The organism is Streptomyces sp. NPDC046805, from assembly GCF_040645355.1.
In the GTDB taxonomy this organism is placed as follows: domain Bacteria; phylum Actinomycetota; class Actinomycetes; order Streptomycetales; family Streptomycetaceae; genus Streptomyces.
On the sequence record NZ_JBEYYC010000013.1, the window covers coordinates 122,329 to 143,474 of the forward strand.

Here is a 21,146-nt window from a genome sequence, read left to right on the forward strand (position 1 = left end):
CCCTCACGGGGCCCGGGCCTTCCTTCATCCGGTCGCGTCCGTCACGCCGCGGCCGGAACCTTCGGCTCCGCCTCGCTCGTGGCCGGCGACAGGGCCAGTTCCAGGACCTGGCGGACGTCCGTGACGGCGTGGACGTCCAGCTTGTCCAGGATCTCCGCGGGGACGTCGTCCAGGTCGGGCTCGTTGCGCTTCGGGATGACCACCGTGGTGACACCCGCGCGGTGCGCGGCGAGCAGCTTCTGCTTCACGCCGCCGATGGGCAGGACGCGGCCGGTCAGGGAGACCTCACCCGTCATCGCCACGTCCGTGCGGACCAGGCGGCCGGAGAGCAGCGAGGCCAGGGCCGTCGTCATCGTGACGCCCGCGCTCGGGCCGTCCTTCGGCACCGCGCCCGCCGGGAAGTGGATGTGCACGCCCCGGTCCTTCAGGTCGGCCACCGGCAGCTCCAGCTCCGCGCCGTGGCTGCGCAGGAAGCTCAGCGCGATCTGCGCCGACTCCTTCATCACGTCGCCGAGTTGACCGGTGAGGGTCAGGCCCGCCGCGCCCGTCTCCGGGTCGGCGAGGGACGCCTCGACGTACAGGACGTCGCCGCCCGCGCCCGTCACCGCGAGACCGGTCGCCACGCCGGGGACCGCCGTACGGCGCTCGGCCGGGTCCTGGGCGGACTCGGGCACGTGGTGCGGCCGGCCGATCAGGCCCCGCAGGTCCTCGTCGCGCACCGTGAACGGCAGCTCCCGCTCACCCAGTTCGTGCTGGGCCGCGACCTTGCGCAGCAGCCGCGCGATGGAGCGTTCGAGGGTACGGACGCCCGCCTCGCGCGTGTACTCGCCGGCCAGCTTGCGCAGCGCGCTCTCGTCGAGGGTCACCTCGTCCTGGTCCAGCCCCGCCCGCTCCAGCTGGCGCGGGAGCAGGTGGTCGCGGGCGATGACGACCTTCTCGTCCTCGGTGTAACCGTCGAGGCGGACCAGCTCCATACGGTCGAGGAGGGCCTCCGGGATGGCTTCCAGGACGTTGGCGGTGGCGAGGAAGACGACGTCCGACAGGTCCAGTTCGACCTCCAGGTAGTGGTCCCGGAAGGTGTGGTTCTGGGCCGGGTCGAGGACCTCCAGCAGGGCCGCCGCCGGGTCGCCGCGGAAGTCCGAGCCGACCTTGTCGATCTCGTCGAGCAGGACCACCGGGTTCATGGACCCGGCCTCCTTGACGGCGCGGACGATGCGGCCGGGCAGGGCGCCGACGTACGTACGGCGGTGGCCGCGGATCTCGGCCTCGTCGCGGACGCCGCCGAGGGCGACGCGGACGAACTTCCGGCCCATGGCGTGGGCCACGGACTCGCCGAGCGACGTCTTGCCGACGCCGGGAGGTCCGACGAGGGCCAGCACGGCACCGCCGCGGCGGCCCCCGATGACACCGAGTCCGCGGTCGCTGCGGCGCTTGCGCACGGCCAGGTACTCGGTGATGCGCTCCTTCACGTCCTCCAGACCGGCGTGCTCGGCGTCGAGCACGGCCTTGGCGCCCTGGATGTCGTACGCGTCCTCGGTCCGCTCGTTCCAGGGCAGTTCGAGGACGGTGTCGAGCCAGGTGCGGATCCAGGAGCCCTCGGGCGACTGGTCGCTGGCGCGCTCCAGCTTGTCGACCTCCTTGAGGGCCGCCTCGCGGACCTGCTCGGGCAGGTCGGCTGCCTCGACGCGGGCGCGGTAGTCGTCGGACTCCTCGCCGTCCTGCTCGCCGTTGAGTTCGCGCAGTTCCTTGCGGACGGCTTCGAGCTGACGCCGCAGCAGGAACTCGCGCTGCTGCTTGTCGACGCCCTCCTGGACGTCCTTGGCGATGCTCTCGGCCACGTCCTGCTCGGCGAGGTGGGCGCGCAGGTGACGGGTGGCGAGCCGCAGGCGCTCGACCGGGTCCGCGGTCTCGAGCAATTCCACCTTCTGTTCGGTGGTCAGGAAGGGCGAGTAGCCGGAGTTGTCGGCGAGCGCGGAGACGTCGTCGATGGCCTGGACGCGGTCGACGACCTGCCAGGCGCCGCGCTTCCTCAGCCAGCTGGTGGCGAGGGCCTTGTACTCCTTGACCAGCTCGGTGACCTGACCCGGCAGCGGGTCGGGCACCTGTTCGTCGAGGCGGGTGCCCTCGACCCACAGGGCCGCGCCGGGCCCCGTGGTCCCGGCACCGATCCGCACGCGTCCGCGGCCGCGGACGAGGGCGCCCGGGTCGCCGTCGGCGAGCCGGCCGACCTGTTCGACCGTGCCGAGCACGCCGGTGCTCGCGTACGTCCCGTCGATGCGCGGTACCAGAAGGACCCTGGGCTTTCCCGGTTCGGACCGCGTGGCGGCCTGGGCGGCCTCCACCGCGGCGCGTACGTCCGGGTCGTTCAGGTCCAGCGGGACCACCATCCCCGGCAGCACGACCTCGTCGTCGAGCGGCAGCACAGGGAGGGTGAGTGTGGACGCCGTGGACTCAGCAGGCATTGATCTCCCCTTGAGCAGTCAACTTGAGTTACATAGGCTCAATGCTCGTGAGTCCCTTGGTGTTCCCCGAAGGGCGTTCGCTCTGAGCGATCGGGGCGAACGGCGTGCTCAGGAGCGCCGACAGAGGCACCGGCACGAGCACGCCACCCCTTTCAGTGACCTTTCGCTCATCCGTAATTCCCGTGGCCGCAGCGCATCGTTCGGGCAGGATGGGCTCATGACTGTCGCCGCGCACGACACCCCGGAAGTTCTGGACCGTCGCGAGGGCCCCTACGGCGAGGTCGTGCTGCGCCGGCACGGCGGTCTGCTGCAGATCATCGCGAACGGGTGTTTCCTGATGGACACCTCCGACGGCCGCTCGGAGCGACTGCTCGTCGACGCCGCGCTCGGAGCCCTGGACGGGCGGCCGGAGCCGGACGTGCTGATCGGCGGCCTGGGGGTCGGGTTCTCCCTCGCACACGCGGCGGCCGATCCGCACTGGGGCCGGATCAGCGTCGTCGAGCGCGAGCCCGCCGTGATCGGCTGGCACCGCGACGGCCCCCTGGCGGACATCTCCGCCTCGGCGCTGGCCGACCCGCGCACGGAGATCATCGAGAGCGATCTGGTGGCGTACGTCAATGAGACATCCGCCACATTCGATGCGCTGTGCCTCGACATCGACAACGGGCCCGACTGGACCGTCACCGAGGACAACGACGGCCTCTACTCTCCGCCCGGACTGGCAAGCTGCGCAAGGGCTTTGAGGCCGGGAGGGGTGCTCGCCGTATGGTCGGCGCAGCCCTCCCCGGAATTTGAAGGAACCTTGCGGAATGCCGGGTTCCGGCAGGTGCGTACCGAAGAGGTCCCGGTTGCCCGGGGCGTTCCCGACGCGGTGCACCTCGCCGTACGACCTGGATAGCGACGGCACGGGCTGTCCCCGTAGGGTGCTGCCCTGACGCGGATCATTCAAGCGTCAATCGCAGACATGGGATCACCCCACGGATTCCGGAAAGCACACTTCAGGGGCGGGCGATGGAGCAGACACACACCTCGCACAGCGGCACGGCGGCGGCCACGCAGGGCGCGCAACGCCGAGTCCTGGTGGTCGAGGACGACTCGACGATCGTCGACGCCATCGCGGCCCGGCTACGCGCCGAGGGATTCCTCGTGCAAACCGCGGGCGACGGACCGGCCGCCGTCGACACCGCCGAGGCCTGGCAGCCCGACCTGCTGATCCTCGACATCATGCTGCCCGGCTTCGACGGTCTGGAGGTCTGCCGCCGTGTGCAGGCCCAGCGTCCGGTGCCGGTGCTGATGCTCACGGCGCGCGACGACGAGACCGACATGCTGGTGGGCCTCGGCGTCGGTGCCGACGACTACATGACCAAGCCGTTCTCGATGCGCGAGCTGGCCGCGCGCGTGCACGTGCTGCTGCGCCGGGTGGAGCGGGCCGCGCTGGCCGCGACGACGCCGCGCTCCGGCATCCTGCGCCTCGGCGAGCTGGAGATCGACCACGCGCAGCGCCGGGTGCGGGTGCGCAGCGAGGACGTGCACCTCACGCCGACCGAGTTCGACCTGCTGGTCTGCCTGGCGAACACCCCGCGCGCGGTGCTCTCCCGTGAGCAGCTGCTGGCCGAGGTGTGGGACTGGGCGGACGCCTCCGGCACCCGGACCGTCGACAGCCACATCAAGGCGCTGCGCCGGAAGATCGGCGCCGAGCGGATCCGCACGGTGCACGGCGTCGGATACGCGCTGGAGACCCCGACGCCATGAGCGGCGGGCGGTCGGCCCCAGGGAGGAGCCCCAGGGATCCCTGGGGCGACGTGCGCCCGTTCTCGATCAAGACCAAGCTGGGCGGGTTGGTCGTCATCTCGGTACTGATCACCACCGGTCTGTCGATGATCGCGGTGCACACCAAGACCGAGCTGCGCTTCATCACCGTCTTCTCGATGATCGCCACGCTGCTGATCACGCAGTTCGTGGCGCACTCGCTCACCGCGCCGCTGGATGACATGAACGCGGTGGCCCGGTCCATCTCGCAGGGCGACTACACGCGCCGGGTGCGCGAGAACCGCTGGGACGAGCTGGGCGCCCTGGCCCGGACGATCAACGTCATGGCCGACGAGCTGGAGGCGGCGGACCAGCAGCGCAAGGAGCTCGTGGCGAACGTCTCGCACGAGCTGCGCACCCCCATCGCGGGCCTGCGCGCGGTCCTGGAGAACGTCGTCGACGGCATCGCCGAGGCGGACCCCGAGACGATGCGTACGGCCCTGAAACAGACCGAGCGGCTCGGCCGGCTGGTGGAGACGCTGCTGGACCTGTCGCGGCTGGACAACGGCGTCGTACCGCTGAAGAGGCGGCGGTTCGAGGTGTGGCCGTACCTCTCGGGCGTGCTGAAGGAGGCCAACATGGTCGCCTCCTCGCGCGGAGGCATCGCCTCAGGATCGGGAAGCCACACGCGTACGGACGTGCATCTGCACCTCGACGTGTCCCCTCCCGAGCTGACCGCGCACGCGGACCCGGAGCGCATCCACCAGGTCGTCGCCAACCTGATCGACAACGCGGTCAAGCACAGCCCGGCGCACGGCCGGGTCACGGTGAAGGCGCGGCGCGGGCTCCAGCCGGAGTCGCTGGAGCTGGAGGTCCTGGACGAGGGGCCCGGCATCCCGAAGTCGGAGTGGCACCGCGTCTTCGAGCGGTTCAACCGGGGCGCCGTCAGCCGGCCGCACGGGCCGGGCAGCGACGGCGGCACGGGCCTCGGCCTGGCCATCGCCCGCTGGGCGGTGGATCTGCACGGCGGCCGGATCGGGGTGGCCGAATCCGAGCGGGGCTGTCGCATTCTCATCACCCTTCCGGGAGATCCCTCACTGCCGGGCTGACGTACTCATCGACGTACAGTTCGAATCCGGAGTGACAAGATCCACGAGGGTCCCCGCAGCTGGACACGTGTGATCAGCGACGGCCCTCGTCCGCGCGCGGACCTCCCGCGTTCGCCCTGCGCAGCGGCGGTGACCAGGACACCCACGCCACAGCCGAACCAGCGTTGTTTCCCGCCAAATTCACCCCTGAAACACGCTTTCCGATGTGACTTGCGCGACGAAGGACCAGCCCGACCTGACCTTCCCGGTCGGGGAGGCGTAGCCTTTATTCCCGCTGTCCATCACCTTGTGAAGCGGAAGAGGGCGGTTGCCGCCGTGTCGCCACAGTCCCCGAGTAACGCATCGAGCATCTCGACCGAGGACCAAGCCGGGAGTAACCCCGCTGCTGCCTTCGGACCCAACGAGTGGCTCGTCGACGAGATCTATCAGCAGTACCTCCAGGACCCGAATTCGGTAGACCGTGCCTGGTGGGACTTCTTCGCCGACTACAAGCCGGGGGCCCCCGCGTCCCAGGCTCCGGCGGGTACTGCGGCCGCGGGGGCCGCAGCGACCACCCCCACGGCTGCTCCGGCCCAGCCCGCGGCGCCCGCCCCGGCCCCGGCGCCCGCCGCCGCGAAGCCCGCGGCCGCGGCTCCGGCCCCCGCTCCCGCGAAGGCCGCCCCGGCGCCGGCCAGGCCCGCCCAGCCGGCGGCCCAGCCGAAGGCGCAGGCGGCCCCGGCCGCCGAGGCCCCGGAGGGCCCCGAGCTGGTCACGCTGCGCGGCCCGGCCGCCGCGGTCGTCAAGAACATGAACGCCTCCCTGGAGCTGCCGACCGCCACGTCGGTCCGCGCGGTTCCGGTGAAGCTGCTGTTCGACAACCGCATCGTCATCAACAACCACCTGAAGCGCGCCCGGGGCGGGAAGATCTCCTTCACGCACCTGATCGGCTTCGCGATGGTCCAGGCCATCAAGGCCATGCCGTCGATGAACTGGTCGTTCGGCGAGAAGGACGGCAAGCCGACCCTGGTCAAGCCGCCGCACGTCAACCTGGGCCTCGCCATCGACCTGGTGAAGCCCAACGGTGACCGCCAGCTGGTCGTCGCGGCGATCAAGAAGGCCGAGACGCTGAACTTCTTCGAGTTCTGGCAGGCCTACGAGGACATCGTCCGCCGCGCCCGCGAGGGCAAGCTGACGATGGACGACTTCACCGGTGTCACGGTCTCCCTGACCAACCCCGGCGGCCTCGGCACCGTCCACTCGGTCCCGCGCCTGATGCCCGGCCAGTCGGTCATCATGGGCGTCGGCTCCATGGACTACCCGGCGGAGTTCCAGGGCACGTCCCAGGACACCCTGAACAAGCTCGGCGTCTCGAAGGTCATGACCCTCACGTCGACCTACGACCACCGGGTCATCCAGGGCGCCGCCTCCGGCGAGTTCCTGCGCCAGGTCGCGAACCTCCTCCTCGGCGAGAACGACTTCTACGACCAGATCTTCGAGGCGCTGCGCATCCCCTACGAGCCGGTCCGCTGGCTCAAGGACATCGACGCGTCCCACGACGACGACGTCACGAAGGCCGCCCGCGTCTTCGAGCTGATCCACTCCTACCGGGTCCGCGGCCACGTCATGGCCGACACCGACCCGCTGGAGTACCAGCAGCGCAAGCACCCCGACCTGGACATCACCGAGCACGGGCTCACCCTGTGGGACCTGGAGCGCGAGTTCGCCGTCGGCGGCTTCGCCGGCAAGTCGATGATGAAGCTGCGCGACATCCTCGGCGTGCTGCGCGACTCGTACTGCCGCACCACCGGCATCGAGTTCATGCACATCCAGGACCCCAAGCAGCGCAAGTGGATCCAGGACCGCGTCGAGCGCCCGCACTCCAAGCCGGAGCGCGAGGAGCAGCTGCGCATCCTGCGCCGTCTGAACGCCGCCGAGGCCTTCGAGACCTTCCTGCAGACGAAGTACGTCGGCCAGAAGCGCTTCTCCCTGGAGGGCGGCGAGTCCGTCATCCCGCTCCTCGACGCGGTCATCGACTCCGCTGCCGAGTCGCGCCTGGACGAGGTCATCATCGGCATGGCCCACCGCGGCCGCCTGAACATCCTCGCCAACATCGTCGGCAAGTCGTACGCGCAGATCTTCCGCGAGTTCGAGGGCAACCTCGACCCGAAGTCGATGCACGGCTCCGGCGACGTGAAGTACCACCTGGGCGCCGAGGGCACCTTCACCGGCCTCGACGGCGAGCAGATCAAGGTCAGCCTGGTCGCGAACCCCTCCCACCTGGAGGCGGTCGACCCGGTCCTGGAGGGCGTCGCGCGCGCCAAGCAGGACATCATCAACAAGGGCGGTACGGACTTCACGGTCCTGCCGGTGGCGATCCACGGCGACGCGGCCTTCGCGGGCCAGGGCGTGGTGGCCGAGACCCTGAACATGTCGCAGCTGCGCGGCTACCGCACCGGCGGCACGGTCCACATCGTCATCAACAACCAGGTCGGCTTCACCGCCGCCCCGGAGTCCTCGCGTTCGTCCATGTACGCGACGGACGTGGCGAGGATGATCGAGGCACCGATCTTCCACGTGAACGGCGACGACCCCGAGGCCGTCGTGCGTGTGGCGCGGCTCGCCTTCGAGTTCCGCCAGGCGTTCAACAAGGACGTGGTGATCGACCTCATCTGCTACCGCCGCCGCGGTCACAACGAGTCGGACAACCCGGCCTTCACCCAGCCGCTGATGTACGACCTGATCGACAAGAAGCGCTCGGTGCGCAAGCTCTACACCGAGTCCCTGATCGGTCGCGGCGACATCACCCTGGAAGAGGCCGAGCAGGCCCTGCAGGACTACCAGGGCCAGCTGGAGAAGGTCTTCACCGAGGTCCGCGAGGCCACGACGCAGCCGGCCACCGGTGACGTCCAGGCGCCTCAGGACGGCTTCCCGGTCGCGGTCCCGACCGCGATCTCCTCGGAGACCGTGAAGCGGATCGCCGAGTCCCAGGTCAACATCCCCGACCACATCACCGTCCACCCGCGTCTGCTGCCGCAGCTGCAGCGCCGGGCGGCCATGGTCGAGGACGGCACGATCGACTGGGGCATGGGCGAGACCCTCGCCATCGGCTCGCTGCTCCTCGAGGGCACCCCGGTCCGCCTGGCGGGCCAGGACAGCCAGCGCGGCACGTTCGGCCAGCGCCACGCGGTCCTCATCGACCGCGCGACGGGCGAGGACTTCACCCCGCTGCTGTACCTCTCCGACGACCAGGCCCGCCTGAACGTCTACAACTCCCTCCTCTCCGAGTACGCGGCGATGGGCTTCGAGTACGGCTACTCGCTCGCCCGCCCGGACGCGCTGGTGATGTGGGAGGCGCAGTTCGGCGACTTCGTCAACGGCGCCCAGACGGTCCTGGACGAGTTCATCTCGTCCGCGGAGCAGAAGTGGGGTCAGACGAGTGGCGTAACCCTGCTCCTCCCGCACGGCTACGAGGGCCAGGGCCCCGACCACTCGTCGGCCCGCCCGGAGCGCTTCCTGCAGCTGTGCGGCCAGAACAACATGACGGTCGCGATGCCGACCCTGCCGTCGAACTACTTCCACCTCCTGCGGTGGCAGGTGCACAACCCGCACCACAAGCCGCTGGTCGTCTTCACCCCGAAGTCGATGCTGCGCCTGAAGGCGGCGGCCTCGAAGGCGGAGGAGTTCACGTCGGGCGAGTTCCGCCCGGTCATCGGCGACGCGTCGGTGGACCCGGCCGCGGTCAAGAAGGTCGTCTTCTGCGCGGGCAAGGTCTACTACGACCTGGAGGCCGAGCGTCAGAAGCGCGGCACCACGGACACGGCGATCATCCGCCTCGAGCGCCTGTACCCGCTGCCGGGTGCCGAGCTCCAGGCGGAGGTCAACAAGTTCCCGAACGCCGAGAAGTACATCTGGGCGCAGGAGGAGCCGGCGAACCAGGGTGCCTGGCCGTTCATGGCCCTCAACCTGATCGACTGCCTGGACCTGGCGGTCGGCGCCGACGTCCCGCACGGCGAGCGCCTGCGGCGCATCTCGCGCTCGCACTCCTCGTCCCCGGCGGTGGGCTCCGCGAAGCGGCACCAGGCTGAGCAGGAGCAGTTGGTTCGGGAGGTCTTCGAGGCGTGAGCCTCTGAAGCGGCCTGACGCAAAGGGGCCCGGCACCGGATTTCCGGTGCCGGGCCCTTCGGCTTGTGCGGGTGCGCGCTCAGCCCAGGAACGGTTCGAAGTCCCAGTAGGGACGCGTGCGCCGGCGGGCCGAGATGGTGTGGGGGTGCTGGGCGCCGAGGGTGCGGGTGAGGGCCAGCAGACCGTCCTCCTCCAGCTTCCCCGCCTCCTCCTGCTCCCGCGCCGCCCGCAGATCCGCGGCCAGCGCCACCTGACAGGACAGCGTGAGCGGATGTTCGTCGCCCAGTGAGCGTCGGGCCCGGCGCAGGGTGTCCCGGCTGAGCTCCACGGCGTCGGTGGTACGGCCGTTGAGGTCGCGGGCGCTGGCGGCGTTGAGGGCGCAGCCCAGCACCCAGGGGTGGTCCGCGCCGATGGTGGCGGTGAGGCCGGCCAGCGCGGCCTCGAACATCGACATCGCCTCCGCCCGCTCGCCCGCGGCCTGCATGACGAGTCCGGTGTTGGCGAGCATGCCCGTGGCGACCGGGTGCGCGGGGCCGAGCAGGGCGCGGTAACCGGCCTCCGCCTCGTCGATCAGGGCCCGGGCCTGGGTGAGGTCGCCGTGTTCGCGCAGATAGTTGCCGTAGTTGGCGATGAAGGCCAGCGTGCGGTAGTGCTCACGGCCGTGCACCTGCACCAACTGGTCCAGGAGGCCGGCCATTTCGGGGCCGACGTCCTGGGTGTGGCTGCCGTCGCGGCGCCGGCACATCACCAGCTGGCCGCGGGCGGACAGGGTCTGCGGATGCTGCGGTCCCAGCACCTGCACATGCAGCCGGACCACGGGTTCCTGGCGGGCGAGCGCGTCTCGCCAGCGGCCGAGCAGCCGCAGGTCCTGGGCGACGGCGTTGCCCGAGCTGAGCGTGCTGATGTGCCGGGCACGCAGCACGCTCTGGCGGCGGGCGAGCGTGTCCAGGTCGAGGTCGTAGGCCTCCTTGTAGCGGCCGAGGAGCCGCAGGTCGACGCCGACGTTGTGCCGGGCGACCAGGGTGACGACCTCCTCGGGGCCGAGCACGCGGCCGTAGCCGTCGAGGGCCTCCTGCTGAAGGGCGTACGACTCGTCGTAGCGGCCCAGGTGCCGCAGGCTGGCGGCCATGGCACTCTTGGTCGTCAGCTCGGCCAGGTCGTTGCGCGGCTCGGCGGTGCGCAGTTGCTCGTCGATGCCGCGGTCCAGGTCGTAGGCGGCGCGGAAGCGGCCCATGGCCCGCAGGATGTTGCCCTCCTGGGTGGCGAGGTCGCGCATCGGCTGGGCCAAGGGTTCCATGAAGCGCGACCAGTGGTCGCGTACGCGCTGGGCCAGGTCCAGGCCGGTGTTGTACTCGCCGCTGCGCAGGGAGTACCGCACGCAGTTCAGGACGGTCTCCTGGACCCGGACCTGGGTGCTGCCGAGCGCGCCCGAGGGTTCCAGGTGCGGCACCAGCTCGGCGTAGAGCGGCCAGTTCCTGCTGTCCAGGGGGTTTCCGGGGTCGGCCTGGGCGAGCAGGATGCGGACCGCACGACGGTGGATGGCGCGGCTGTCATCGCTGGTCAGCTTGGAGACGATGTCGTGAACGAGCCGGTGCATGTGCACCGACTCCTGGTGCGGGCCCATCTCGGCGCCGACCGGGCCGCGGCTCTCCCGGGTGAGCACCGAGTAGTTGACCAGGGTGTCCAGGGCGCGGGTCCAGGCCGCCAGGTCGGTCTGCATCCAGCGCAGTTCCTCGGGAAGGTCCGCCTGCGGGTAGGCGCGGATCAGGCCCAGCGGGATGCGCCCGGAGGCGAACGAACTGCACAGGCCGAGGATGTCGATGGCCTGGGGCTCGGCGTTGCGCAGCCGGTTGAGCAGTATCGCCCACGAGGTCATGGACGACTGCGGGAAGCCGTCGCCGGGGAGGGGTTCGTCGACCGTGGAGAGCCGGCGCTCCCGCACCATCCTCAGATACTCCGGCACCTCCATGCGGGACTCGCCGAGCCAGGAGGCGGCCTGGACCAGCGGCAGGGGTACGTCGCCGAACTCCGCGGCGACCTCGTCGGCCTGCGCGGCGGTGATGTGCGGGGCACGGCGCATCAGGTAGCCGGTGGACTCGGCACGCTGGAAGGCGGGAATCTCCAGCACGTCCGTGTGCTCACTCCAGCCGCGGTTGCGCGAGGTCACCAGGACATGTCCGGCTCCCTGCGGGAGCAGTGCGTCGATGCCCTCGGTGTCGTCCCAACCGTCGAAGATGACCAGCCAGTTGGAGTGTGGTTCACCCCTTCTGAGCGCTTCGCGCACGGCACGGATGCGCTCACCGGGCTCGCCACCGATGCGCAGGCCGAGCTCCACCGCCAGTTCGCCGAGACGGTCGCGCTGGATGTTGCGGTCGTCGGAGTTGACCCACCAGACCACGTCGTAGTCCGGGCTGAACCGGTGCGCGTACTCCGCGGCGAGCTGGGTCTTGCCGATGCCGGACATGCCGAGCAGCGTGCACGCGGCGGCGCCTCGATCGGCGTCGGCCAGCCGCTGGTGGAGGTCGGTCAGCAGATCGTCACGTCCGGTGAAGCGGGGGTTGCGGCGCGGGATCTCGCCCCAGACCTCGCAGCGGGTCTCGGGATAGCGGGCGGCATGGACGGCCGACGGCCGGGAGACGCGTCGGCGTTCCAGTCCGATCCGCCTGAGCAGCCGCTCCTCCGACGCCTCCTCGCTCAGGCCCCACAGGCTGGCCGGTTCGAGGACCGCGGTGGCCGGCAGCAAGGGCCGGTTGGTGAGGTTCACGGCGGCGAAGCGGTCGGCATGCGCGGCGACGAAGCCGCGCAGCACGTCGTTCCACTCACCGGCCGGACGCGGGCCCAGTTCGAAGAACCAGTCGTCCAGAACGAGGAGTACCGGGCCGGAGGACAGCAGCAGGTCGCCCAGCGAGTCCTCCAGCGGGACCTCGCGCGGCGGGTCCCAACGCTGCAGGGTGGCCTGGTGACCGTGGCTCTCCAGGCACTGGGCGATCCATGCCGCCCAGGAGCGGTGGTAGCCGGGGAAGACCACCAGGACGCGTTCTGGTGCCGAGGCGTTCTCCCCGCCCGACCGCCGCTGTACCGCCATCGCACGCTCCCTGTTCCCGCGTCACCGCACTTCCGCGGCCCACGCTAACGCAAAGCCATCTCTCGCCCACGGAGTGTCACGACACGTTGCGGCCGACCACACCGAGGCTCGCGTGGTGCCGCCCCATCTCCAGGACGAACTCCCTTCCGGCAAAGGTCAGTTCATCGGATTCCAGGAGGAGGGACAAGGCTTCGCCGACCCCCTCTCGGTAGGCCTCGAGCCGCTCCCGGGCCGAACCGCCCCAGGAGTCGGCGGCCCCGGGGCCGTCCACGGCCCGCCACCACAGGTCGGCCAGGGCCAGATGCGCGTAGACCCCCTGGACCACCGCGGGAACGGGCCGGGGGTCGGACCGCCAGGCCACCCGCAGCAGCGCTCCGCCGCCCGGACGGCACAGGGGCAGCACTTCGTCGAGGAGGGCCAGCTTGGTGTGATGGGTTTCGTGCACCAGGGAGTTCGCCAGCTGCCAGGCCCGGGCGGGCAGCTGGATCAGCGCGGCCCCCGGGGCGATCCGCAGGGTGGCGCCGACCGGGAGGCCGCCGGTCCGGAGGGGAGCCGACAGCGGTACCACCGCCCGCAGTACCGTGCCCGTCTCGGCGACGCGCCCCGGGTCCGTCGTCGCCAGCAGGTCGAGCGCCTCGCACCACCGCACGGCCCAGGTCCGATGCGCCCCGGCCGTGTGCTCGGCCGCGCGCACGGTCCGCGGCCCACTGCCGCGAGGGGGCGACCGGTACGGGTCGAGGTCGTCGAGTACGACGGCGCTGCCGGGCAGGGTGTGCAGCGCGGCCCAGCCCGGCCCGCTGCCGACGGGTCCGCTCGGCGTCCGGCGCAGCACCGCCTCGCCGTCGCCCCCGTCGTCGGTGATCCGCACCAGCCCCGCCCGCCCGCTCAGCCGGGCCAGGCCGGACGGGCAGTGAAGCATCCCCAGGCCGGGCAGGTTCAGCGCTCCTGAGGGCACACCGACCGTCCCGCCCACGTCGCACCCGGCCCGGACAGCCGCGGCGATCGCCACCCCGCCCAGGGGAGCCAGTTGCCGTGCGAAGGGCTCCCCGTCGGGCGCGGCGAGCGCCTCGGCGAGCCATGCTCCGGTCATCGGGTAGTCGACGACTTCCCGGGCCGCCGACGGGTCGGCGCGCTCCGCCCGGACCAGCAGCGCCCAGTCCCGTTCGAAACCGTGCAGGACCGCCGCGGGCAGCATGGTGCGGCGCCGTTCGACGCGGACCAGGAGGGACTTCAGGAGGAGCATGCGACGCGCGTGGAGTGCGGCACGCAGTGCCGCCGTCGTGGTGGGTGAGGGCCGGGTCCTCGCGAGCGCCGTGAGGGTCTCGGAGGGGACCGGGGGTCGGGTCATGCCCGCTCGCCCTCACCCTGCCCGCGCTCGCCGAGTCCGGCTGAAAACATACGTCCGCTCAGCCCTCCCGGGCCGGACGGGGTGGGTTCGGTGTCGCCGTACCACACCTCCCGGAACCACGCGGCATCGTGCAGGACCTGCTCGACGGCGGCCCGGAGGCCGGGATCGTCCATGGCACGCAATGTCCGCAGGTCGACGTCGGTGAGGTCGGGCAGGAGCGCGGTCGGTACGACGTACACGCCCGAGCCGGTCGCCCTGCTCCGCTGCTCCACCACGCTCGGCTCCTCCCTGCCCGCGCCCGCCCCGACCGGTCGCCGTAGCTGCCCAGTTCTTCCCGAGGGGCCGGGAGCAGAAACCCCATGCGAATCAACTCCGGTCAATCTCACGCCGGTTGCCCCAGTCCTCGGCCCACGGCCACCAGGGCGGCGCTTCCTCGCCCCACGGCCGCTCGGGCAGCCCCAGGGCGAGCCGCTCCTCCTCGTGCCGGGTCAACTCCACGTCCGCCCAGTCGACCTCCCGCAACGCCCCCACCAACCGCCGCCACTGCCCCCGAGCCGCCCCGTAAGCCTCCCGAGCCGCCCCCGGCCGCCCCATCAACGCCAGCACCGCCCCGCACCCATGCCTCGCCCGAGCCGCCGTCACCGAGCCGGGATCGGTGCCGTACGCGGCCAGCGCCTCGCGCTCGGCGTTCTCGTAGGCCTGGAGGGCTTCGACGAGGACGGGTGCCCCGGCCCGGTACCACCCCTCCAACCGCACCCGCCCCAACTGCAGCCACGCCTCGGCCCGTACAGCGGCATCCGCGGCGGCGCGGACCGCCTGGCCGAGCAGGTGCCGGCTCTCGAACAGGTCCGGCAGAAAGCCCAGATGCCGGAAGCGCTGGGCCAGGGCGCTGCCCACCAGGCCCTGGAGTCGGCCGCGTTGGGCGGAGCGGGCGGGGAGGGTCTTGAGGGCCTCGCGCAGGATGTACTCCGCGCGGTCCACCACGCGTGCGCCGTCCCGGGCCGAGGAGCGCCGCAGCAAGGACTCTCCCCACGCCGTGAGCAGTTCGCAGCGCCGGGGACTGTCGGCCGGTGCCAGCAGCGCCGCGGCCTCGTACGCCTCGTCGGCCTCCCGCGCCTCACCCGCCGCATCGTGGAAGGCGGCACGGACCGTCAGGCATCGAAGCCGCAGGCGCGGATCGTCGCCTGCCGCGCGTTCGGCCCGTACCAGGGCGTCCCGCGTCTCCGTGGCGTCGGCGCCGGCGGCCCGCAGGGCCCGGACGAGGTCAAGCAGTGCGGGGCCGCGCACCGTGTCGGCGGCTTCCTCCGCCTCCAACAGGGTGCAGCCTTCGCGGAGTTCGGTGACGGCGGCGCCCGCCCGGCCCAGGTCCAGCAGCAAGCGGCCTCGCAGCAGGAGGCGGGAGCGGTGGGCCGCTACGGGCCATGGCGCGCCGTCCGGGTCCGCCGGCGGCCGTTGCCTCGACTCGGTCCAGGTCCGTGTCCGCTCCGCTACCCCGGGCCAGGGGTCGGCTTCCGGGTCCAGGACGGCCAGCGCGGTTGTGAGCTGGTCGGGATCTCCGGTCAGGTGCCACAGTTCCCGGCGCAGTCGGGCCAGTTCCAGTACGGCCTCGGTCTGCTGTTCGCCGCCTGCCGCCGCCTCGTACGCCGCACCGAGTTCCTCCACCGCGGCGCGCAGCAGTGCCGCGCGGCGGTCGGCGGTCCGGGCCGCGGCGGTGCCCGCCTGCGCGCGCAGGATCCGGCCGAGGAGCAGCCGGGCCCGTACGACGTCGCCGGAGTCGGGGTCGGATACGGCGCCGAGGCCGCGTACCGCCGACTCCGCCTGTTCCCGCGCCCTCTCCAGCACCTCCGGGTCGCGCAGTTGCTCCCACTGCCGCAGGAGACGTTCGCCCTCGGCGCTCGCGTCCAGGGTCTTCAGGTCGGGCAGGTAGAAGCGCAGGACCCGGGCGGGGATGCTGGCGAACAGTTCGGCCTCGACGTCGCCCTCCGCCTCCCGCGGGCCGCCGCTCTCGACCGGGCGGTCGGCGTCGGCGGAGGTGTCGTGGTCGGCGAGCCTCGCCGCGGCGAGGGCGGCGAAGTTGCGGGTGCCCTTGCCGAAGTGGCGTTCCACATAGGCGGAGCAGTGCTTGAGGACGAGTCCGGCGGTGGTCTGGTCGAGGGAGGCGAGGAGCAGGTCCTGCACCCGGCCCGGATAGGCGAAGCAGGGCTGTTCGCCGGTGCCGGGGAGTTGTCTGAGCAGGCCGCCGAGCAGGACTTCGGCCAGTTCCATGGGGCCGGTGTCCGGGAGCATGGCCCGCTGGACGAGTTGCATGACCGGGAGGGTGAGGGGGGCCGCCGCGAGATAGACGGCGAGGCGGATGGCGCCGGGTGAGGCTCCGGCGCGGAAGGCGCGCACGAGTTCGCCGTCGGTGCGGGCGACGGGGGCGGTGGGCACGGGGGACGTGTCGATGCTCGTCCAGGCCGCCCAGGCGCGCTCGCTGGTGGGGCCGGTGCCCGACAGCAGCCGCGCCCAGGCCTCGAAGGCCTCCGGTGTCGGCTGGAGCACCGGTACCGGCCGGGCGTCGGCGGCCGGTTCGTCCCAGGGCTCCTCGTCGGGCAGGAAGGTGATCCGTCCGCCGAGTTCGGCCGGGCGGACGAGCAGGCCCGGTTCGGCGGGGAGTGCGGTGCGGCCCCACAGGCGCGGCGGCAGCGGCTGTACGACGGCGAGCGGGGCGGTGCGCGGCCAGTGGTGCAGCAGCCGCTGGGCGGCGCCGCTCTGCCACAGGGGGCCGACGCAGTCGCTGATCACGAGGGTGAGGAGCCGGCCGGACGGGTCGTGCAGTTCGTCGGCGGGGCGTAACCGCGCGCTGCGGCCGGGCGCCGCGGTCGTACCGACGAGGGGTGTGCCGGAGCCGTCGCCGTGCAGGTGATGGACGCGGACGGAGGCGAAGGCGCCGGACTGCTGGCAGGCCTGCCGCAGTTCCTCGACCAGTTGTCCCCACACGGCCATGGCGGGTCCGGTGTCCATGAGCAGTTGGACGTCGCAGCGGTGCCGGCGGCCGGGCCGGGTCACGGGCAGCAGCAGCCCGCTCGCGGCGGCGCGGTCGGCGGTCGCCGCCTCGTCGATCTCGGGGGTGCGCCCGGCACGCTCGCCGCGGTCGGTCGCGACCCCCGCGCGGTAGCGGCCGAGGGTGCGCAGCGCCTTCTCGAGACCGAGCAGGCCCGGCAGGGCGGTGGCGGCGGGGGCGCGGATCGGGAGGACCGCGTGGGCGCCGTCGGCGCCGTGGCGGGGGACGGCCCCGGCCGTGTGCAGGGGGACGGGGGCGGACATGGCGTCCATGACCGGCTGCCGTCCGCCGGGCGTCCGCGTGGTCTCCGGGGCCGGGGCGGGCGGGTCGTGGGGCTTGGCGAGCGGGAGGGGTTCGGACCGCCCCGGGGCGGCGCGTGGGGCGGCCGCGTCGAGCCGCCGTGCCAGCCAGACGGCGTCGGCGACGTCCTCGGCGGTGAGGTCGAGACCGCTGTGGCGCAGCCTGGAGATCAGCTCGTCCAGCCGCATGCCGCGCATCCGGTCATCACCTCGTACGGTCGAGCGGCTGCATGAGCATGTCCGCGATCCGCTCCCGGGTGAGGCGTTCCGCGCGCGGTGCGTGCTGGGTGAGGAAGAGGGCGTTGAGGAGCTGGTCCGCGGCGACGACCTCGCCGGGCTCGCGGTCCAGGAAACGGGTGATCAGACCGCGGCCCTCGGCCACGCTCTCGCTGCCCAGGTGGGCTTCGACCATGGCCGTGAGCTGCTCCTCGCCGGGCGGCTCCAGTTCGAGCTGGATGCAGCGGCGCAGCAGGGGGGCCGGGAAGTCGCGTTCGCCGTTGGACGTCAGGACGATCACCGGGAAGGCGGCGCAGGCGACGCGTCCGCCGTGCACGGACACCCGGTCGCCGTCGTGCGTGAGCACCTCGACGACGGGCTCGCGGTCCGCCAGCCGCTCCAGCTCGTGGATGGCGAACTCGCCCTCCTCCAGCGTGTTCAGGAGGTCGTTGGGTAGGTCGAGGTCGCTCTTGTCGAGTTCGTCGATGAGCAGGACGCGCGGCTGCTCGGAGGGCAGCAGCGCGGTGCCGAGCGGGCCGAGCCGGATGTACGAGCCGATGCCCGAGGCCGCGGCCGCGGCCCCTGCGACGCCCTGGGCGCGCTCCAGCTGGACGTCCTGGAGGCGGCCTATCGCGTCGTAGCGGTACAGGCCGTCCTGGAGCGTGGTGCGGCTGACGATCGGCCAGCGCAGAACCTTGCCCAGCCCGAGTTCGTGGGCGACGGCGTAGGCGAGGGTGGACTTGCCGGTACCGGGGTTGCCGGTGACGAGGAGCGGGCGGCGCAGATAGAGGGCCGCGTTGACGGCGTCGACCTCGGCGGGCCGGGGCGCGTAGTTCTCGACGAGGCGCCGGCGTACGCCGAGCCTGCGGGCGCTGCTGGGATCCTCCGGGCCTGCCGGGGCGTCGGCTTGCGCGGCCGCGAAGTCGCGCCAGGGCGGCGGCGCGGGCAACCGCCGTACGCCGTCGTGCGGCTGGCCCACTCCGCGATAGATCCGCCAGTCGTTCACCATGGACTCCTCCCGGCTCCGGTGATCCTGCAGCGGGTCCGGCCGTTAGACGTACGACGTTACCGTGCCTTGCGCGGTTCGAAACCGCCCGGCGTCGATTCCCGGTCGATGAACGGCCTTGTCCTGCCCGCGAGTTGACGGGACATCGGGTACCCCGTCAGCCGCCGGGGGCGGCCAGGGGCGGCGGTCGCACGGCCTCCGTTCCGTACGGCGGGCGGTCCGGCGGGTCGAACAGTACGGCGATCTTGCCCTGGAGACCTTGGTCGCGGGCGGCGGCGGGATCGGCGAGCCGGATGCGCAGATCGCGCACCGGGCCGTGCAGACCGCCCGCGCTGCCGGCCAGGCCGAGCAGGCGGACCGCCTGCTGATGGAAGCCCCGGCAGGCGTCGTGATCGTGGTGGTCCCGGCGCCACAGCACGAGGGGGTGGCCGGCCCTGAGCGCGTCGCGCATGGCCTGCCTGCCCTCCCCGCCGCCCACCGGGCCGCAGTAGACGGGCACGCACGCATCCGCCATGCCCGACAGCGATCCGTAGAAGGCGTATCTGCCCTGGGGGCGGGCGCCGGGCGGATGGCCGTCCGCCGGGGGCCGCCCGTGCAGGGATTCGGGGGCGAGCGGGCCGCGTGCCACGCCCTTCCACCGCCGGACCCATTCCGGGGAGGGCTCCCTGCCGTTGCGCAGGACGTCGCGGACGACGACCGTCCTGCGCAGCCCGAGCGGCATGGACCGCTCGTCCATGAAGTCGTCGTCCTCGGCGTCGCCTGGGGTGAGCTGCCAGTCGTCGACCGGCAGGTCGAACAGCTGCCGCGGCAGGAACACCTCGATCGCGGCCAGGTGTTCCCCGTGGTCGCCCTGGCTCAGGGCCTTGGCCAGCGGCTCCCGCAGGGTCTCGGACAGCTTGTCGACGCGCACCCCGTGGTCGTCGCCGTCGACCGGGGTGACGTCCCGGCCGTCGTGGAGGAGCTGCACGCTCCAGGGGTGCAGCTCGCCGTACATGGGCGCGCCCACCTTGACGAGGACGTCGGTGCGCGCCGGGGAGGCGGTCCCCGCGGCCGATGACGGCGCGGGCGCCGCGGGCGCGAGGCTCGATGAAGGCCCGTCGAGACCGTCGAGAAGGGCGCGGATCGCCTCCCCGACCGCCCAGTGCTCGTGCCGCTCGGCCTGTTCGGCGATCCACCCGGTGAACGCGCCCAGCGACTCCCGGTCCACCTCTTCGGGTTGGGCCCGCACCACGTGCCGGACCACCTTCGCCGCGTACAGCAGGACGGCGTCGAGATCGACGAGCTTTCCGCCGCCTCCCTGGTCGAGTGCGCGCAGTCCGTGCAGCAGCCCCGCGCCCTCGCGCCAGGTGCGTGCCTCCTGGAGGATCAGCGAGGGGTGCTCGTCCCCCCGTACCTGCCGCTTGACCTCCTCGACGAGGTGGACCACCTCGCCGCGCCCGGTGGGCAGCGGGAGGTGCGCGAGGTGGCCGTAGAGCCGGGCCCTCAGCTCCGGGGCGATCCCCGAGGCCGTGTAGCCGGGCAGGCCGGCCTGGGCCGTGGTCCAGTTCGGGTACGGCGACGGCGACGGCTCGTCGAGGAGGCTGAGGTGGTGCAGGTCGTGCGCGCGCAGGACCTCACGCAGGATCTTGCCGCCGTCCCGGAGTTCCAGCAGCTCATGCAGCGCGGTGATCGGGACGGCGGCCCCCTCGTCCCGGCCGCGGCCCTTGATCACGCCGATGACGGCGCCGTAGCGCTGGTCGATCACGGGTCCGCCCGAGAGCCCCTCGACCGGCAGGCCGCTGCTGAGGAGCAGGCGATTGGCGTGGGAGCCGACGGCCTCGCCGTCCCGGTTGCGTATGCCCAGTTCGCCGGCCCACTGGAACCAGCCGTGCACGCTGACCGGGGCGGGCGTGCTCGGCGTCCGGTCGCTCAGCCACAGGCACCGCACGTCCAGCGAGTCGCGCACCTTCACGAGCGCGATGTCGGGCCACGGCCAGGGGTCGCGGACCGACTCGGGGGCTTCGGGGCGGGGCTTGACCAGGACGACCGTCCCGGCGCCGGTGCGTTCCTCCCAGGCGCCGGCGGGGGTACGGCTCTCCCAGGCGACGTCCACGGCGTTCTCTCCTCGGCACACCGCGGCTCCCCCCTTCCCCACCACGTGCGCGCAGGTCAGCAGCCACCCCGGGGCGATGAAGAAGCCTGATCCCCAGTACGCGTCACGGTCCGTTGCATACCCGTCGCCCGGTACGCCGATGCGTGCCAGCGAGGGGCGCACCATCTCGTCGAAGGCGCTCATGCGGGGCCGGAGGCCGGGGATCCGGCCGACGCGTCACCGCGGGCGCCCCCAGCGGGGTCCGCCCCTCCGCCGGTCCCGGCCGGTTCCGTCCAGGTCAGGGACACCGACAGGGAGGACTTGCCGCCGCCCTGCGCGATGGCGCTCACGACCTTGCCGGACTGCGCCGTCAGTTCGATTCCGAAGCTGACGGCCACCTCGACCGGTGCCGTGGTGTCGAGAGCGGCGCGCAGGGAGCGCACGACACCGCCGACCGTGCCGGCGAGCCCCCCGGCCACATCCCTGACCCGGTCCCCGACGCCGGTGTCCCGGAATCCGTCGTCGTCCGCCGCGCCCTCGTCCGCCGCGCCGATCCTGGCCCAGACGACGGTCCCGTCGTCCAGTCGTATCCGCTCGATCCCTCCACCCACGGCGCCCCCGATCGCTTGATGGGAGGAGAAGGCTAACTCCCGATGA

At 72.3% G+C, this 21,146-nt stretch carries 12 protein-coding genes; 4 read left to right on the forward strand and 8 right to left on the reverse strand.

What is annotated here, in order from left to right; all coding sequences use genetic code 11:
• Nucleotides 1-41 precede the first annotated feature (41 nt).
• On the reverse strand, nucleotides 42-2,462 hold the full coding sequence (gene lon, locus ABZ910_RS16410) for an endopeptidase La (protein WP_361364650.1): 2,421 nt from the start codon (nucleotides 2,460-2,462) through the stop codon (nucleotides 42-44).
• Nucleotides 2,463-2,679: 217 nt separating this feature from the next.
• On the opposite strand from lon, the gene ABZ910_RS16415 reads away from it, so the two are divergent.
• The 4 genes from ABZ910_RS16415 to ABZ910_RS16430 all read left to right on the forward strand — a co-directional run bounded on the left by ABZ910_RS16415 (nucleotide 2,680) and on the right by ABZ910_RS16430 (nucleotide 9,421).
• A complete protein-coding gene (locus ABZ910_RS16415) occupies nucleotides 2,680-3,360 on the forward strand; it encodes a spermidine synthase (protein ID WP_361364653.1) in 681 nt (226 codons plus the stop codon).
• A gap of 113 nt (nucleotides 3,361-3,473) precedes the next feature.
• Entirely contained in the window at nucleotides 3,474-4,214 is a 741-nt protein-coding gene (locus tag ABZ910_RS16420) for a response regulator transcription factor (RefSeq protein WP_361364656.1), read from the forward strand.
• Nucleotides 4,211-5,320, forward strand: a complete 1,110-nt coding sequence (locus ABZ910_RS16425) for an ATP-binding protein (RefSeq protein WP_361364658.1) — start codon at nucleotides 4,211-4,213, stop codon at nucleotides 5,318-5,320. The genes ABZ910_RS16420 and ABZ910_RS16425 overlap by 4 nt, the downstream gene beginning before the upstream one ends.
• 315 nt (nucleotides 5,321-5,635) lie before the next feature.
• Complete coding sequence (locus ABZ910_RS16430; RefSeq protein WP_361364661.1) at nucleotides 5,636-9,421, forward strand: multifunctional oxoglutarate decarboxylase/oxoglutarate dehydrogenase thiamine pyrophosphate-binding subunit/dihydrolipoyllysine-residue succinyltransferase subunit; 3,786 nt, start codon at nucleotides 5,636-5,638, stop codon at nucleotides 9,419-9,421.
• A gap of 79 nt (nucleotides 9,422-9,500) precedes the next feature.
• On the opposite strand, the gene fxsT is transcribed toward ABZ910_RS16430, so the two are convergent.
• The 7 genes from fxsT to ABZ910_RS16465 all read right to left on the reverse strand — a co-directional run bounded on the left by fxsT (nucleotide 9,501) and on the right by ABZ910_RS16465 (nucleotide 21,100).
• The gene (gene fxsT, locus ABZ910_RS16435) at nucleotides 9,501-12,506 is read right to left on the reverse strand and encodes an FxSxx-COOH system tetratricopeptide repeat protein (RefSeq protein WP_361364664.1); all 3,006 of its coding nucleotides are present in this window, start codon (nucleotides 12,504-12,506) and stop codon (nucleotides 9,501-9,503) included.
• Nucleotides 12,507-12,582: 76 nt separating this feature from the next.
• The gene (locus ABZ910_RS16440) at nucleotides 12,583-13,854 is read right to left on the reverse strand and encodes an HEXXH motif-containing putative peptide modification protein (protein WP_361364667.1); all 1,272 of its coding nucleotides are present in this window, start codon (nucleotides 13,852-13,854) and stop codon (nucleotides 12,583-12,585) included.
• Complete coding sequence (locus tag ABZ910_RS16445) at nucleotides 13,851-14,129, reverse strand: hypothetical protein (RefSeq protein ID WP_361364670.1); 279 nt, start codon at nucleotides 14,127-14,129, stop codon at nucleotides 13,851-13,853. Before ABZ910_RS16445 ends, ABZ910_RS16440 begins: the two co-directional genes overlap by 4 nt.
• A gap of 91 nt (nucleotides 14,130-14,220) precedes the next feature.
• Complete coding sequence (locus ABZ910_RS16450; protein ID WP_361364672.1) at nucleotides 14,221-17,394, reverse strand: SAV_2336 N-terminal domain-related protein; 3,174 nt, start codon at nucleotides 17,392-17,394, stop codon at nucleotides 14,221-14,223.
• A gap of 7 nt (nucleotides 17,395-17,401) precedes the next feature.
• Nucleotides 17,402-18,418: a MoxR family ATPase gene (locus ABZ910_RS16455; protein WP_361364834.1), complete on the reverse strand. Its 1,017-nt coding sequence runs from the start codon at nucleotides 18,416-18,418 to the stop codon at nucleotides 17,402-17,404.
• Between the two features lie 157 nt (nucleotides 18,419-18,575).
• Nucleotides 18,576-20,693 carry a trypsin-like peptidase domain-containing protein gene (locus tag ABZ910_RS16460; RefSeq protein ID WP_361364675.1) on the reverse strand — a complete coding sequence of 706 codons (2,118 nt, stop codon included), beginning with the start codon at nucleotides 20,691-20,693 and terminating at the stop codon, nucleotides 18,576-18,578.
• Nucleotides 20,690-21,100 carry a CU044_2847 family protein gene (locus ABZ910_RS16465; RefSeq protein ID WP_361364678.1) on the reverse strand — a complete coding sequence of 137 codons (411 nt, stop codon included), beginning with the start codon at nucleotides 21,098-21,100 and terminating at the stop codon, nucleotides 20,690-20,692. Before ABZ910_RS16465 ends, ABZ910_RS16460 begins: the two co-directional genes overlap by 4 nt.
• Nucleotides 21,101-21,146: the final 46 nt, after the last annotated feature.